At 74.3% G+C, this 15,797-nt stretch carries 10 protein-coding genes; 1 reads left to right on the top strand and 9 read right to left on the bottom strand.

Annotated elements, in window-relative coordinates; genetic code table 11:
* Window positions 1-53: 53 nt before the first annotated feature.
* The 5 genes from ffh to nsdA all read right to left on the bottom strand — a co-directional run bounded on the left by ffh (window position 54) and on the right by nsdA (window position 8,032).
* On the bottom strand, window positions 54-1,622 hold the full coding sequence (gene ffh / locus AC2TEW_RS30550; protein WP_484626586.1) for a signal recognition particle protein: 1,569 nt from the start codon (window positions 1,620-1,622) through the stop codon (window positions 54-56).
* A 184-nt stretch (window positions 1,623-1,806) separates the two neighbouring features.
* A complete protein-coding gene (locus AC2TEW_RS30545) occupies window positions 1,807-4,266 on the bottom strand; it encodes a [protein-PII] uridylyltransferase (protein ID WP_484626585.1) in 2,460 nt (819 codons plus the stop codon).
* A gap of 216 nt (window positions 4,267-4,482) precedes the next feature.
* Window positions 4,483-4,821 carry a P-II family nitrogen regulator gene (locus tag AC2TEW_RS30540; RefSeq protein ID WP_033824608.1) on the bottom strand — a complete coding sequence of 113 codons (339 nt, stop codon included), beginning with the start codon at window positions 4,819-4,821 and terminating at the stop codon, window positions 4,483-4,485.
* On the bottom strand, window positions 4,821-6,152 hold the full coding sequence (locus tag AC2TEW_RS30535) for an ammonium transporter (RefSeq protein ID WP_484626584.1): 1,332 nt from the start codon (window positions 6,150-6,152) through the stop codon (window positions 4,821-4,823). Before AC2TEW_RS30535 ends, AC2TEW_RS30540 begins: the two co-directional genes overlap by 1 nt.
* 422 nt (window positions 6,153-6,574) lie before the next feature.
* A complete protein-coding gene (gene nsdA / locus AC2TEW_RS30530) occupies window positions 6,575-8,032 on the bottom strand; it encodes a transcriptional repressor NsdA (RefSeq protein WP_199520496.1) in 1,458 nt (485 codons plus the stop codon).
* A 612-nt stretch (window positions 8,033-8,644) separates the two neighbouring features.
* Here nsdA and AC2TEW_RS30525 point away from each other — a divergent pair.
* Window positions 8,645-9,346 carry a bifunctional DNA primase/polymerase gene (locus tag AC2TEW_RS30525; protein ID WP_484626583.1) on the top strand — a complete coding sequence of 234 codons (702 nt, stop codon included), beginning with the start codon at window positions 8,645-8,647 and terminating at the stop codon, window positions 9,344-9,346.
* 126 nt (window positions 9,347-9,472) lie between these two features.
* Here the strand turns inward: AC2TEW_RS30525 and ftsY are convergent, their stop codons facing one another.
* The 4 genes from ftsY to AC2TEW_RS30505 all read right to left on the bottom strand — a co-directional run bounded on the left by ftsY (window position 9,473) and on the right by AC2TEW_RS30505 (window position 15,746).
* Window positions 9,473-10,708 carry a signal recognition particle-docking protein FtsY gene (gene ftsY, locus AC2TEW_RS30520; protein WP_484626582.1) on the bottom strand — a complete coding sequence of 412 codons (1,236 nt, stop codon included), beginning with the start codon at window positions 10,706-10,708 and terminating at the stop codon, window positions 9,473-9,475.
* Between the two features lie 222 nt (window positions 10,709-10,930).
* The gene (smc, locus tag AC2TEW_RS30515; RefSeq protein ID WP_484626581.1) at window positions 10,931-14,602 is read right to left on the bottom strand and encodes a chromosome segregation protein SMC; all 3,672 of its coding nucleotides are present in this window, start codon (window positions 14,600-14,602) and stop codon (window positions 10,931-10,933) included.
* Between the two features lie 245 nt (window positions 14,603-14,847).
* On the bottom strand, window positions 14,848-15,051 hold the full coding sequence (locus tag AC2TEW_RS30510) for a hypothetical protein (RefSeq protein ID WP_033818764.1): 204 nt from the start codon (window positions 15,049-15,051) through the stop codon (window positions 14,848-14,850).
* Window positions 15,052-15,452: 401 nt separating this feature from the next.
* Complete coding sequence (locus AC2TEW_RS30505; RefSeq protein ID WP_033818763.1) at window positions 15,453-15,746, bottom strand: acylphosphatase; 294 nt, start codon at window positions 15,744-15,746, stop codon at window positions 15,453-15,455.
* Window positions 15,747-15,797 lie beyond the last annotated feature (51 nt).

Here is a 15,797-nt window from a genome sequence, read left to right as displayed (position 1 = left end):
CGGCCCGCCACCCCGGAGGGCGGCGGGCCGTACGCGTCGCGGGAGGCGGACCGTCAGATCAGGTCGCGGAACTCCTTGGGCAGCTCGAAGTCGGCCGGGCCCTTGCCCGCACCGAGGCCGAACGCACCGCCGGGGGCCGGGGCCTGCTGGGCGCCGCCGGGGCCGAGCGCGCGGCGCTCGGCGGCCGCGGCCTCCTCCTGGGCCCGCTTCAGCGGGTTGCCGGACTTCTTGCGGCCCTTGGCGGGCTGGGCCTTCTTGGCGGACTTCTTGGCGCCGCCGCCCATCCCGGGGATGCCCGGCATGCCGGGGATGCCCTTCCCGGAGGCCATCGCGGACATCATCTTGCGGGCCTCGAAGAAGCGCTCGACCAGGTTGTTGACCTCGCCGACGCCCGAGCCCGAACCCTTGGCGATACGGGCCCGGCGCGAACCGTTGATGATCTTCGGGTCGGCCCGCTCGGCCGGGGTCATCGACTTGATGATGGCGCCGACGCGGTCGACGTCCTTGTCGTCGATGTTGTTGATCTGCTCCCGGATCTGGCCCATGCCGGGCAGCATGCCGAGCAGCTTGGAGATCGAGCCCATCTTCCGGACCTGCTCCAGCTGGCCCAGGAAGTCGTCGAGGGTGAAGTCCTTGCCGCCGCCCTGCAGCTTGGCGGCCATCTTCTCGGCCTCGGCCTGGGAGAAGGTCTGCTCGGCCTTCTCGATCAGGCTGAGCATGTCGCCCATGCCGAGGATGCGCGAGGCCATCCGGTCCGGGTGGAAGGCGTCGAAGTCGTCGACCTTCTCGCCGTTGGAGGCGAACATGATCTGGCGGCCGGTGACGTGGGCCACCGAGAGGGCGGCGCCGCCGCGGGCGTCGCCGTCCAGCTTGGAGAGCACCACACCGGTGAAGTCGACGCCCTCGAGGAAGGCCTGCGCGGTGGTGACCGCGTCCTGGCCGACCATGGCGTCGACGACGAACAGGACCTCGTCCGGGTTGACGGCGGCGCGGATGTCTGCGGCCTGCTGCATCAGCTCGGCGTCGATGCCGAGGCGGCCGGCGGTGTCGACGATGACCACGTCGAACTGCTTCTGCTTCGCGTACTCGATCGAGTCGCGGGCCACCTGCACCGGGTCGCCGACGCCGTTGCCCGGCTGCGGGCCGTAGAAGGCCACCCCGGCGCGCTCGGCGACCACGCCGAGCTGGGTGACGGCGTTCGGGCGCTGGAGGTCGCAGGCGACCAGCAGCGGGGTGTGCTTCTGGCTCTTCAGCCAGTGGCCGAGCTTGCCCGCCAGGGTGGTCTTACCGGCACCCTGCAGACCGGCCAGCATGATCACGGTCGGGCCGGTCTTGGCGTACCGCAGGCGGCGGGTCTCGCCGCCGAGGATGCTGATGAGCTCCTCGTTGACGATCTTGATGATCTGCTGGGCCGGGTTCAGCGCGCCGGAGACCTCGGAACCGAGGGCGCGGTCCTTGATCTGCTTGATGAAGGCCCGCACGACGGGGAGCGCGACGTCCGCCTCGAGCAGGGCGATCCGGATCTCGCGCGCGGTGGCGTCGATGTCCGCCTCGCTGAGGCGGCCCTTGCCCCGGAGGTTCTTGAACGTCGCTGCGAGGCGGTCGGAAAGAGTGTCGAACACGTCGGTCGCGGGTCCCTTGCGGCATCGGTACGGGTACTGTCGTCGCCCCCAGGGTATCCGCCCACCCGCCGAACGGTCTCCACCCCGTCCCAGCGCGCGGTCCCCCGGCCGGCGGACACCGCACTGACCAGCACCTCCGTCGGCACCGGCGGGTCCGCCCGGGCCACCCGGGGCCCGCCGCCGCTCAGGCCAGCGCCTGCTGCACCTCCCGGGCCACCTCGCGGGCCCGCTCGGTGCTCAGCGCCCGCCCGGCCGGGTCGGTGACGTAGAAGGCGTCGACGGCGTCCGCGCCCAGGGTGGACACGTGCGCGGTCCGTACCCGCACGCCCGCGGCGTCCAGCGCCCGGCCGATCCGGTGCAGCAGGCCGGGGGCGTCGTGCGCGCGGACCTCCAGGATGGTGGCGCTGCGCGAGGCGCCCGGGGCGACGGCGACCACCGGCGGCGGGGTGGTGATGCCCCGGCGGCGCGGCGCGGCGGCGTCCCGCTCGGCGAGCTTGCGGGACACGTCCAGCGAGCCCTCCAGCGCGCGCCGCAGGTCGGCCCGCAGCCGGGCGGTCTCGGGCAGCTCGCCGTACTCGGCGGCGACCGTCCAGGAGATCACCAGCACCGGGCCGGCGCCGACCGGGTCGAGCTCGCGCAGGCTCGCGGCCCGCACCCGCAGCCGGTGCAGGGCGAGCACCCCGGCGACGGTGCCCAGCAGGCCGGGGCGGTCCGGGATGGCGAGGGTCAGCTCGACGCCCATCGGTTCGGTGGCCGGCGCCTCGTGGTCGGTCTCGGCGTGCAGGGCGAGCGCCGGGCCGCCGGTGCGGGCGGCCTCGACGGCGAGGCGCTCCTCGTCGGCGGTCGGCTCGGCGTCGGCCGGGAAGCCGGTGTCGCCCGCCAGCTGGGCGGCCGCACGGGCCACCAGGCCGGAGACCAGGGAGGCCCGCCAGCTGCTCCAGGCCGCCGGGCCGGTCGCGGTGGCGTCCGCCTCGGTGAGCGCGTGCAGCAGTTCCAGCTGCGGCAGGCCGCCCACCACCTTGGTGATCAGGTCGACCGTGGCGGGGTCGTCCGGGTCCCGCCGGGTAGCCGTGTCGATCAGGGTCAGGTGGTGCCTGACCAGCAGGGCCAGCGTCTCGGTGTCCGCCGGGTCGAAGCCCATCCGGGCCGCCACGTCGCGCACGATCACCTCGCCGGCCTCCGAGTGGTCGCCCGGCCAGCCCTTGCCGATGTCGTGCAGCAGCGCGGCGACCAGCAGCAGGTCGGGCCGGGCCACCCGGCGGGTCATCGCGGCGGCCCTGACCGCCGTCTCGATCAGGTGCCGGTCGACCGTCCAGCGGTGCACCGCGTTGCGCTGCGGGCGGCAGCGGACCCGCTCCCAGTCCGGCAGCATCCGGCTGACCAGGCCCTCCGCCTCCAGCGCCTCCCAGACCGGCAGACAGGCCTCCCCCCCGCCGAGCAGGGTCACCAGCTGCTCGCGGGCCTCGTCCGGCCACGGCACCGGCAGCGGCCTGGTCTCGGCGGCCAGCCGCCGCACGGTGGCGTACGAGATGGTGAGCCCGGCCTGCGCGGCGGCGGCCGCCGCGCGCAGCGGCAGCACCGGGTCCTGGGCCGGACGGGCCGCCTGGGCGAGCACCGCCTCGCCGTCCTGCTCCACCACGCCCTCGGCGAGCGGCCGGCGTTCGACGGTGCCCCTGGCGACCGCGCCCCTGGCGGCCGGGCCGCCGGTCCGGCCGGCGCCGCCGAACGGGAAGGCGAAGCGGGCGATCCGGCGGCCCCGGCCGCTGCGGGCGGCCAGTATCCGGTCGACCGAGCGCCAGGTGACGTCGCCCGCGTAGGTGATCGTGCGGGCGGCCTCGTACACCTGCCGGAGCAGGGTGTCCGCGTCGAGTACGCCGAGCCGGGCGGCGACCTGGTCCTGGTCCTGGAGGCTGAGCCGCTCGGTGGCCCGGCCGGTGACCAGGTGCAGGGCGTCGCGGACGTCGGCCAGCCGGGCGGCGGCGGCCTCCAGGCCGTCGCGCGGGGCGTCCGCCAGCCAGGTGGCGGCGATGGCGCGCAGCGCCACCACGTCGCGCAGGCCGCCGCGGGCCTCCTTGAGGTCGGGTTCGAGGAGGAAGGAGAGCTCGCCGTGGCGCTCGGCCCGGGCGCGGCCGAGCTCGTGCAGCTCCGGCAGGCGGGTGGGCGCGGCGGCCCGCCAGTCGGCGAGGACGGCCGAACGCAGGGCCGCGGTCAGCTCCGGGTCGCCGGCGACGTGCCGGGCGTCGAGCAGGCCGAGCTGGGCCTTCAGGTCCTCCGCGGCCACCGCGCGGGCCTCGGCGAGGGTGCGGACCGAGTGGTCGAGGGCGGCGCCGGAGTCCCAGACCGGGTACCAGAGGCGTTCGGGCAGTTCGGGGTCGAGTGCGCCGTCGTGCAGCAGCAGGACGTCCAGGTCGCTGCGCGGGGAGAGTTCGCCGCGGCCGTAGCCGCCGACCGCGACCAGGGCGGTGCCGGGCGGGGCGCCGGCCTTGCGGTGCAGGCCGGTCAGCCAGCGGTCGGTCAGCCCGGCCAGCGCGGTGCGGCGTTCGGCGCCGGACAGGGCCGGGTCGGCGAGCAGCCGGGCGCGGTCCGCGCCGTGGTCGTCGCTCGGGCGGGCCGGGCCGGAGGGGTGGGTGTCGGTCGTGGTCACGTCGTGGTCCCCATCCGTGTGGCAAGCGGGTGCCTGGTACGCCTGCGGCCGCAGTACCTCGCGCGCCTCGGCGGCGGTGCCCCACGTACGCGTCGGCGACGCTGCCGGATACGCCGGTGGCGGACCTGCTGTGGGCAGGTCCGCCTGGGGCCGATGGTGCTGAATGGTAGGGCCAGTCCGACGGTTCGCGTCGGACCGGCGTCGGGTGGGAGCGCGTCAGAGCGCGTCGGGCCCGCGCTCCCCGGTGCGGACCCGGACCGCCGTCTCGACCGGGACGGACCAGACCTTGCCGTCGCCGATCTTGCCGGTGCGGGCGGCCTTGACCACGACGTCGATCAGCTGCTCGGCGTCGTCGTCCTCGACCAGGATCTCGATCCGGACCTTGGGCACCAGGTCCACCGTGTACTCGGCGCCCCGGTAGACCTCGGTGTGGCCGCGCTGCCGGCCGTAGCCGCTGGCCTCGGTGACGGTCAGGCCGTGCACCCCGAAGGCCTGCAGGGCGTCCTTCACCTCGTCGAGGCGGTGCGGCTTGATGACTGCGGTGATGAGCTTCATCAGGCGTCGACCTCGGTCTTCTTGGCGGCGGCGGTGGAGTGGGCGGCGGTGGGGGCGGAGACGGCCCGGCCGAGGCTGGCGCCGACGGCGGAGAAGTCGTAGGCGGACTCGGCGTGCTCGGCCTGGTCGATGCCGGCCACCTCGACGTCCTCGGAGACCCGCAGGCCGATGGTCTTGTGGATGGCCTGGCCGAGCAGCCAGGACAGGACGAAGGAGTAGACCGCGACCACACCGACGCCCATCGCCTGCTTGCCGAGCTGGCCGAGGCCGCCGCCGTAGAACAGGCCCTGGGCGCTCTGGCCGACGTGGCCGGTGGCGAAGAGGCCGATCGCCAGCGAGCCGATGATGCCGCCGACCGCGTGGACGCCGACCACGTCGAGCGAGTCGTCGAAGTTGAAGCGGTACTTGAGGCTGATCGCGGCGGCGCAGGCGGCGCCGGCGATGATGCCGATCGCGATCGCGCCGAGCAGCGAGACCGAGCCGCAGGCGGGGGTGATGGCGACCAGGCCGGCCACCGCGCCGGAGGCGGCGCCCAGCGTGGTGAACGCGCCGTGCTTGATCTTCTCGTAGGCGAGCCAGCCGAGCACGGCCGCGGCGGTGGCGACCTGGGTGTTCAGGAAGGCCATGCCGGCCACGCCGTTGGCGGCCAGCGCCGAGCCGGCGTTGAAGCCGAACCAGCCGAACCAGAGCAGGCCGGAGCCGAGCATCACCAGCGGCAGGCTGTGCGGCCGCATCGGGTCCTTCTTGAAGCCGACCCGCTTTCCGAGCACCAGGCACAGGGCGAGGCCCGCGACACCGGCGTTGATGTGCACCGCGGTACCGCCGGCGAAGTCGATCACGCCGTTGCGGTCGCCGAGCCAGCCGCCGTTGCCGCCGTCGAAGAAGAACACCCAGTGCGCGACCGGGAAGTAGACGACGGTCACCCACAGGGCCACGAACAGGGCCCAGCCGGTGAACTTGGTCCGGTCCGCGACGGCGCCGCTGATCAGCGCCGGGGTGATGATCGCGAACATCAGCTGGAAGGCCGAGAACGCCGTGACCGGGATGGTCCCGGTGATGTCGTTCAGGCCGATCCCGCGCATCCCGAGGAAGTCGAGGTTGCCGATCAGGCCGGCCCCGGCGTCCGGGCCGAAGGCCAGCGTGTAGCCGTACAGGACCCAGAGCACGCTGACGATCGCGAGCGAGATGAAGCTCATGACCAGCATGTTGAGTGTGCTCTTGACCCTGACCATGCCTCCGTAGAAGAAGGCCAGACCCGGGGTCATCAACATGACCAGGGCCGCACAGATGAACACAAAGGCGGTATCGCCCGCGCTGAAGCCGTCCGGCATCGGCGTCTCCTCTGGGATGAAAGCCGCTCCACACCCGGGATCCCTGTCCCGTGCCCACCCGGGGTGTCGGCGATGAAGAGGAGAGTGCCGAAGGCGGGTTTCGGCCGATGCGGCTCGGTGTTTCACCGCAGTGACGTGGTTGACGCGCGCGTTACGAGGGCGTGAACTACGGCCGTGCCATGACAGATCTTGCGATACCGTGCGGCCGCGCGGCACCGGACGTGCCGGAAACGTCACCGACCGTGGAGGCCGTCTCGCTGCGGGGGCGGGGGAGCCCGTTCGGATGATGCGAGTTTCGACGGCCTCCACGGTCGGAGCCTCGGTGGACCATGGCCGGATCGCGCGCGGGGACGGCCGGCGCGGCGGCACTGCGGTCGGATCGCGGGTCGGTCGGACGGCCAGGTGGCCAGGTGGCCAGGTGGTCAGATCGCGGTCGCGGCGAACTCCGGGATGTCCTGCACCACCCGCTCGGCCAGCCGGGAGACCTCCGGGACGCCCTTGTACTGCCGGGTGGCCGCCTCCGAGGTCTTGCGCACCCGGGTGTTGAGCCGCTCCGAGCGCACCTTCTTGGCGATGTCCACGGCCTGCCCGCACATCACGGCGGCCTGCTCGGGCTCGTTCTGCAGCAGGTGGACGCTGGCCATGCCGACCAGGTTGAAGGCGTACGAGCGGACGTGCTCGCCGTCCTGCCGGAACAGGTCGACCGCGCGCTCCATCACCGGGGAGGCCATCGAGGCGTACAGCGGGCTGCGGGAGGAGTGGTAGGCCAGGTCGCGGAAGGAGTGCGCGTTCTCCGCGTTGAGCTCGGCCTCGGAGAAGAACTTCAGCCAGTCCGGGGTGTCGTCGCCGGGCCGGCAGTCGCTGAAGGTGTCCTCGGCCAGCCGGGCGGCCCGGGCGCAGCGGTTGACCTCGCCGATGGTCGCGTAGGCGCGGGCCTCCATCGCGTACAGCAGGGCCTGCTGGCGCGGGCCGGCGGTGTCGCGGCTGCCGTACTGGGCGAGGTGGATCAGCTCAAGGGCGTCCTCGCCCCGGTTGAGGTGGATCATCTGGCGGCTCATGTCGGTGAGGATCAGCGCGCCGAACGGGCGGTCCCCCGCCTCCTTGGCGGCGTGCAGCGCGAGCACGTAGTACTTCTGCGCGCTCGGGTGCATGCCGACGTCGTACGACATCCAGCCGGCCAGGTGGGCGAGCTCGGCGGTGAGCCGGAACAGCCGCCGGGTGGTCTGCTCGGGGTAGGTCTCCTGGAGCAGGTCGGTGACCTCGTGGAGCTGGCCGACCACGGCCTTGCGGCGCAGGCCGCCGCCGTTCTGGGCGTCCCACTGGCGGAACATCTCGGTGGTCTGCTCGAGCAGTTGCAGCTCGGGCTCGGAGAGCCGGCCGGTGTGCGGCTCGCCGCCGTTGGCCGCGGTGAGGATGGGCATCGGTGCTCCGCCGGGACCGGGGGTGAGCCAGCGCTGCATCGGTTCGATCAGCGCGGCGCCGGCCGTCAGGGCCAGCGAGGTGCCGAGGAAGCCCCGGCGGTTGAGCATCAGGTCGCTGCGCGAGTACTCGCTGATCAGCTGGACGGTCTGCTCGCCGCTCCACGGCAGGTCGACCCCGCCGCCGACGGTGGAGACCGGGACCGCGGCGCGCAGCCCGAGGTCCTCGACCGAGACCACCGAGCCGAACCGCTCGGAGAACAGCTCGGACATGATCTTGGGGATCGGCTCGCGCGGCTGCTCGCCGTCGAGCCAGCGGCGCACCCGGGAGGTGTCGGTGCTGACGTGGTGCGCACCGATCTGCCGCGCCTTGCGGTTCACCTGGCGGGCCAGCTCGCCCTTCGACCACCCGCTGCGGGTGAACCACGAGGTGAGCTTCTCGTTCGGTTGCTTGTCTCCCATGCGAACGCCCATCCCGCCCGGCCCCGGCCGGGGCCCCGATCGTGTGCCCGACGGTTGCGGGCTCTTGTGCTCGACGTGCCGTGCTCGTGCCGTGCCTGTGGTGCCTCTTGCCTGTGGTGCCTGGTGCTGGGCCGTGCCTAGGTGCGCTGTGCCATGCCTCGATACCGGCCACCGAAGTGACCGGTTCATTGCTTTCCGTAGGCCGAACGTAACGCTCCATCGGCCATCCGGGGGAGCATGGCTCGGAAAACGCCACCTTTCGCCACCCCCACGGGTGAACTACGCGCGCACCGTGAGCGGTTCACTGGTAGTCAGCCCGGCGTGACTCCGGCACATGCCGGGTCGGCCGAGGAGGCTCCACGCGCCGCCGAATGCGGCCAACTTCCGTAAGGAAAAGGCGGGTTGCCGCCCTCGGGACGACGGAGGCACCTCGTGCAGCAACGACGATCCGGCATCCGGCGGGCCAGTGCAAGGCGACTCCTGGCGCGCGCCACCCGAATTGGCGCACGGCGCCCACTGCGCGCCGCCAACGCACCACGTGCACCACACCGGACAATTGACCCGATGTCACGGTCCCGTAACCACCGGCAACCCGAACCTGTTGGGGGAGGCATGGACAACCTGTTCGGCGATCTCCGGCTGGGCACCCTGTGGCCGGCGCCGCGCGGTACCCGCCGCACCCGCGCCACCTCGCTCCAGGCGGCCACCGAGTACACCGGCCGGCTGGGCTGGTCGGTCGCCGTGGGCGCCACCGGTCCGGGCCGCCCCCGGGGCGCGACGGGCTGCGGCTGCGCCGCCCCGTACTGCGCCGCCCCCGGCCTGCACGACGCGGTCGGGCCGGAGCTGCCGGCCGGTACCGCCGCCGCGGAGCTGGCCGCCCGCTGCAGCGGCGGGGCGCCGCTGCTGCTCCCGGCCGGGCGGACCTTCGACGTCCTGGACGTCCCGGCCCAGCCCGGCCTGCAGGCCCTGGTCCGGCTGGAGCGGATGGGCACCCAGGTCGGCCCGGTGCTGGCCGCCCCGACCGGCCGGCTGCTGTTCTTCGTCGCCCCCGGCACCGCGGGTCAGCTGCCCGAGCTGCTGTACCGGATGGGCTGGGACGACGCCGCCCTCGACCTGGTCTGCCACGGCGCCGGCAGCTACGTCGCCGCGCCGCCGACCGTGCTCGCCGGGCTCGGCCCGATGCGCTGGCTGCGCCGCCCGTGCCGGGAGAGCGCCGCCTGTCCGCCCGAGGCCCGGCTGCTGCTGGGCACCCTGGCGTACGCCTGCCACCGCAGCCGGGCCCGTACGGCCGAGCCGGCCTGGCTGGCATCCTGACCCACCGCGTGGACCGGTCCCCGGGCACGGGGACGACGGAGGGCCGCCTCCCCCGTGCCCGGGGAAGACGGCCCTTGGTCCGACGCGACGCTGCGGACGCGCCCTGGCGGCCGCGGCCGGCTCCGGTCAGTCGCCGATCAGCGCGTCCACGAACGCGGCCGGCTCGAACGGCGCCAGGTCGTCCGCGCCCTCGCCGAGCCCGATCAGCTTGACCGGTACGCCCAGCTCGCGCTGGACCGAGATCACGATGCCGCCCTTGGCGGTGCCGTCCAGCTTGGTCAGCACGATGCCGGTGATGTCGACGACCTCGGCGAAGACCCGGGCCTGCACCAGCCCGTTCTGACCGGTGGTGGCGTCCAGGACCAGCAGCACCTCGTCGACCGGGCCGTGCTTCTCGACCACCCGCTTGACCTTGCCGAGCTCGTCCATCAGGCCGGTCTTGGTGTGCAGCCGGCCCGCCGTGTCGATCAGCACGGTGTCCGCGCCCTCGGCGATGCCCTCCTTGACCGCGTCGAAGGCGACCGAGGCCGGGTCGCCGCCCTCCGGGCCGCGCACGGTCTGCGCGCCGACCCGCTCGCCCCAGGTCTGCAGCTGGTCGGCGGCGGCGGCACGGAAGGTGTCGGCGGCGCCGAGCACCACCTTGCGGCCGTCGGCCACCAGCACCCGGCCGAGCTTGCCGGAGGTGGTGGTCTTGCCCACGCCGTTGACGCCGACCACCAGGACGACGGCCGGACGGCCGTCCTCGTGCCTGGCGGTGCTCAGCGAACGGTCGGTGTCGGCGCCGATCAGCCCGGTCAGCTCCTCGGCGAGCAGCTTGCGCAGCTCGGCGGGGGTGCGGGTGCCGAGCACCTTGACCCGGGTGCGCAGGCTGTCCACCAGCTCCTGGGTGGCGGCCACACCGACGTCGGCGGTGATCAGGGTCTCCTCGATCTCCTCCCAGGTGTCCTCGTCCAGGCGGTCCCGGGAGAGCAGCGTCAGCAGGCCCTTGCCCAGCGTGTTCTGCGAGCGCGAGAGCCGCGAGCGCAGCCGGACCAGCCGGCCGGCCGTCGGCTCGGGGACCTCGATGGCGGGCGGCGCGACGGCCTCCTCGACCGTGGCCTCCTCCACCGCGGTCTCCTCGACCGCGGTGCCCTCGGCGGTGGCCGCCTCGTCCGGTGCCCCGGTGACCGGCGCCGTCTCCGCGGGCGCCTCGGCGGGCGCCTCACCGACCTCGGGCGCGCGGGGCGTGGGCGGTGCGACGACCGGGGTCTGCGCCTTCGGCGGCAGCTCCTTGCGCCGTCGGCCCGACACCACCAGGCCCGCGACCGCACCGACGGCAAGCACCGCGATGACGACCGCGAGGATCACATACTCCACATCCATCTCCTTCGCTGAATCCCACGACCCGGACCGACCGGTCCACGTGATCCTTCGGTCACCGGCGCACGACGCACCGCCGCCTCACCGTCGGCCCTGGGCGCCGCGGCCCGGTGGGGGCGGCCCGGTGAGAAGCCCCCTCGGTCGCGAGGGGGAGGAGTCACAACCCGTCCAGTATCCGCGAAGGGCCCGCGGCGGGCGCCAACGCCCCGGGTGTCGGCGGGTGGATCAGTCCGTCGGCCCGACGGCGGCGGCGGACTCCTGCTGCCGGGGCAGCCCGGGCCGCGCCCGCCCGTCCCCCTCGCCCGGCCGTGCGGCCGACGCCCCCTCGGCGGCGCGGCCGGGCTTCGCGCCCTCGCGCAGCCGCTGGCTGATCACCTGGGAGATGCCGTCGCCCTTCATGGTGACGCCGTAGAGGGCGTCGGCCGACTCCATGGTCAGCTTCTGGTGGGTGATCACGATCAGCTGGGAGCTCTCCCGCAGCTCCTCCATGATCGAGACCAGTCGGCGCAGGTTGGTCTCGTCCAGCGCCGCCTCCACCTCGTCCATCACGTAGAACGGGCTGGGCCGCGCCTTGAAGATCGCGACCAGCAGCGCCACCGCCGTCAGCGAGCGCTCACCGCCCGACAGCAGCGACAGCCGCTTCACCTTCTTCCCGGGCGGCCGGGCCTCCACCTCCACCCCGGTGGTCAGCATCGACTCCGGGTCGGTCAGCACCAGCCGCCCCTCCCCGCCGGGGAACAGCCGCGAGAACACCCCCTCGAACTGCGCCGCGGTGTCGTGGTACGCCGCCGTGAACAGCTGCTCCACCCGCACGTCCACGTCCCGCACGATGTCCATCAGGTCGCGGCGGCTGCGCCGCAGGTCGTCCAGCTGCTCCCCGAGGAACTGGTGGCGCTCCTCCAGCGCCGCGAACTCCTCCAGCGCCAGCGGATTGACCTTGCCCAGCTGCTGGTACGCCCGCTCGGCCGCCCGCAGCCGCTTCTCCTGCTCGGCCCGGACGTACGGCACCGGCTCCCCCGGCTCCTCGCCCTCCTGCGGGGCGGACGGCGGCACCGGCACCGCCGGCCCGTACGAGGCGAGGAGTTCGGCGCCCTCGATGCCGAACTCCTCCAGTGCCCTGGCCTCCAGCTGCTCGATCCGCAGCCGCTTCTCGGCCCTCAGCACCTCGTCGCGGTGGCCCGCGTCGACCAGCCGGTCGAGTTCGGACTTGAGCTCGCGGCCGGTCTCCCGCCCGGCGCGCAGCTCGCTCTCGCGCTCCGCCCTGGCCTGCTCCGCGGCGGTGCGCTCCGCCTCCGCGCGGCCCAGCGAGAGCTCCAGCCGGCCGAGCAGCTGCCGTGCGCCCGCCGCGACCGCGGTCGCCACCGCGCCGTCCCGGCGGGCACGTTCGCGCCGCTCGGCGGCCCTGGCCCGGGCCTCCCGTTCGGCCCTGGCCGCCCGGTCCAGCTGGTCGGCCCGGCCCGCGAGCGCCCGCACCCGCTCCTCATGGGTGCGCACCGCCAGCCTGGCCTCCAGCTCGGCCTGCCGGGCCGCCGACCCGGCGGCCGCCAGCCGGTCGCGCTCGGCGGCGTCCGGCTCCTCGTCGGCGTCGGCGGACTCCTCGGCCGCGGCCAGCCGCCCGGCCAGCTCCTCGGCGGCCGCCAGCGCCTCGGCCAGCCCGTCCTCGGCCCGGGCGGCCGCCGCAGCCAGCCGCTCGGCCTCCCCCGCCGCGGCCCGGGCCTGCCCGCCGAGCCGGCCGAGCGAACCGGCGAGCTGCGCCCGTTCGCGTTCGGCCTGCCGACGCCGGGTGGCCAGCTCCTCCAGCCGGGCGGAGAGCTCCCGCCGCCGCTCGGTGGCCTGTGCCAGCAGCGCGGCCGCGGCGGTCTCCCGCTGCGCGCACTCCTCGATCAGCCCCGCCGTCCGGTCGACGGCGGCCTGGGTCTCCAACTGGCTCGGCGGGCCGGCCGAGCCGCCCTGCGCGAGGTGCGCCGCCAGCAGGTCGCCCTCGGCCGTGACGGCGGTCAGCGCCGGCCGCTCCCCCACCAGCCGACGGGCCGCGGCGAGGTCGGCCACCACGACGGTGTCCGCCAGCAGGGCGCCGGCGGCGGCCAGCAGACCGGCGGGCCCGGTGAGCAGCTCCACCGCCCAGCGGGCGCCCTCCGGCAGCGGCGGCCGCGACGGCACCGGCCCACCGTCCGGCCCGGGCCCGGCGATCAGCAGGGCGGCCCGGCCCGCGTCCCCGGTGCGCAGCCGCTGCAGCGCCTCGGCGGCCGGGCCGAGCCCGTCCACGGCCACCGCGTCCGCGGCCGCGCCGAGCGCCGCCGCCACCGCCACCTCGTGGCCGGGCGCCGCCGTGAGCAGTTCGGCGACCGGGCCGAGCACACCCGCCGGACCGTCCTCGCCGAGGAGCGCGCCGGTGCCGTCCTTGCGGCGCAGGCCGAGCGCCAGCGTCTCGTGCCGCGCCGTCAGGGCCGCGCGCTCCCGTCCGGCGGCTCCGGCCGTCTCGCGGGCGTCCGCCAGGACGTGCTCCGCCAGGGCCAGCTCCTCGGCGGTCCGGCGGTGGGTGTCGTCGAGCGCCTCGTCGCCCCCGTGGGCCTCCTCGGCCTGCTCGCGCAGTTCCTCGTACTCCTGGTGGGCGGCCTCGGCCCGCAGTGCCGCCTCCTGCGCCGACTCGGCCAGCCGGCCGATCTCCGCCTCGGCGCCCGCCGCCCTGGAGCGCGCGGCGGCCGCCTGGCCCTGCAGCCTGGCCAGTCCCTCCCGGCGGTCGGCGACGGCCCGGGCGGCGGCCCTCAGCCGGCCCTCCTCCTCGGCGAGTGCGGCCTCCAGCTCGGACCGCTCCTCGACGGCCTCGGCGAGCGCGTACTGCGCCTGCTCCAGGGCCTCGGCGAGCGCCTGCTCCTCCTCGCGGACCTGCTGGGCCTCGCGCTCCAGCTCCTGCGGGTCGCGGCCGCGCCGCTCCTCCTGCGCCCCGCCGCCGAGCGCGTGGCGCACCTTCGCCTCGGCCAGGCCGATGGTGCCGCGGGTGCGTTCGGCCAGGGCGGACAGCCGGTACCAGGTCTGCCGGGCCGCCTCCAGCTGCGGGCCGAGCTGCTCGACCTGCGCCTCCAGGACGGCCTCGCGCTGCAGTGCCCCGGCCAGCTGCTGCTCGACGGTGGAGCGGCGGAGTTTCAGCGCCAGCTCGTCGGCGATCTCGGCCTGGACGGCCTCGCGCAGGGTCAGCAGGTCGTCGGCGAGCAGCCGCAGCCGGGCGTCGCGCAGGTCGGCCTGGATCCCGGCCGCCCGCCGGGCGATCCTGGCCTGCCGGCCGAGCGGTCCGAGCTGGCGGCGCAGTTCGGCGACGAGGTCCTGGACGCGGTTGAGGTTGCCCTGCATCGCGTCCAGCTTCCGCAGCGCCTTCTCCTTGCGCTTGCGGTGCTTGAGGACGCCGGCCGCCTCCTCGATGAAGGCGCGCCGGCCCATCGGGTCGGCGTGCAGGACGGAGTCGAGCTGTCCCTGGCCGACGATGACGTGCATCTCCCGGCCGATGCCGGAGTCGGAGAGCAGCTCCTGGATGTCGAGCAGGCGGCAGGTGGTGCCGTTGAGGGCGTACTCGCTGCCGCCGTTGCGGAACATGGTCCGGGTGATCGTCACCTCGGAGTAGTCGATCGGCAGGGCGCCGTCGGCGTTGTCGATGGTCAGGCTCACCTCGGCCCGGCCGAGCGGCGCGCGGCCGCTGGTCCCGGCGAAGATGACGTCCTCCATCTTCCCGCCGCGCAGGGACTTGGCGCCCTGCTCGCCCATCACCCAGGACAGCGCGTCCACCACGTTGGACTTGCCGGAGCCGTTCGGGCCCACGACACAGGTGATGCCCGGTTCGAAGCGCAGCGTGGTGGCCGAGGCGAAGGACTTGAACCCGCGCAGGGTCAGGCTTTTCAGGTGCACGCGCGGGCCCTTCCGACCTCGGCGATCCGGCTCTGTCGGCGACTGTAGCCGCCGTTGCGGACAGTCGGTCGTCAGGAGCCGGTTTGACCACGCCGGGGCTGGGCACCTTTACCGGAAATAAAGACCGCATGCGACTGATGGCCGGACACGACGAAGGGACGTCCCAGGACGTCCCTTGCAGGCTGCTTTCCCCGAATCGGGGGGCTCAGTGCACGACAGCGTCGATCTTCGAGGACCGGGCGGGCTCAGGTGAGGGCGGGCTCCCGGTGGTCCAGTTCGATGCTGCTGAGCAGTGAGTGCTCGTCAGCGACAGCGAGTAGTGCGTCGTTCTCCGTCTGGAGCCGGGTGAGCTCGGCCTCCAGGTCCTGGACGCGCTGCTGGAGCCGTCGCATCTCGGAGAGCATTCGCGGGTCGGGGCCGCCGACGTACCCGAGAAGCGCCTTTGCCATGATGAATGGTCCTCCACGCTGAGTGACCGAACCGGGAGCGGTACTGGTCTAGGGGGAAGGGAACTCGCACCCGACGGCGCGACCGGCTGTGCTGGCTGGGCACTCGGGACGACCACAGTGAGCTGGGCCCACGACGGAATGACCCGACCGGGAAAACGCGGACGTGTGCGGGTTTCCAGAGTCTCACCAAAGACGGTACGGGTCAACACGATCACGGCACGCTACCGAACCCCTGTCACCTGCATGGCGGGACGGTCACGCCAAGGGGGGCGGGGTGGGCCCACCGGGGCCCGGTGGATCACTGCTCGGTGCGGAGTCAACCACGAGTCTGCCCGGTTGGCAACCGCATGACACCGGCAGTTGCCCCGAGCGGGGGACACTCGGCCGCACCGGCTTGACGATCAGCGGATCTCGAACCCCGGATAACCGTCCCCGGTCGCGCTCCAGATCTCGGTGACACCGCTGACCTGGCCCGGAGTGCCTGGCCCGCGCAGCGCCGCGAGCAGTTCCTCGCACTCGGCGTGCAGCCCCTCGGCGACCACCTGCACCCGGCCGTCGCCGAGGTTGCTGGTGTAGCCGGTCAGGCCGATCTCCAGCGCCCGCGCCCGGGTCCACCACCGGAACCCGACCTGCTGGACCCGCCCGCGGACCCACGCGGTGACCCGGACCGGCTGCTGACTGTGATCACCGTGCATGCGTCGACCCTATCGGCAGGCCCGCTCCGCCGCCGGGGCCGGGCAGGCCCG

This window comes from Kitasatospora sp. NEAU-CNBT7 (assembly GCF_057220535.1).
The sequence above is the reverse complement of the archived record's forward strand: the minus strand, read 5'-3'. Positions and strand labels throughout refer to the sequence as shown.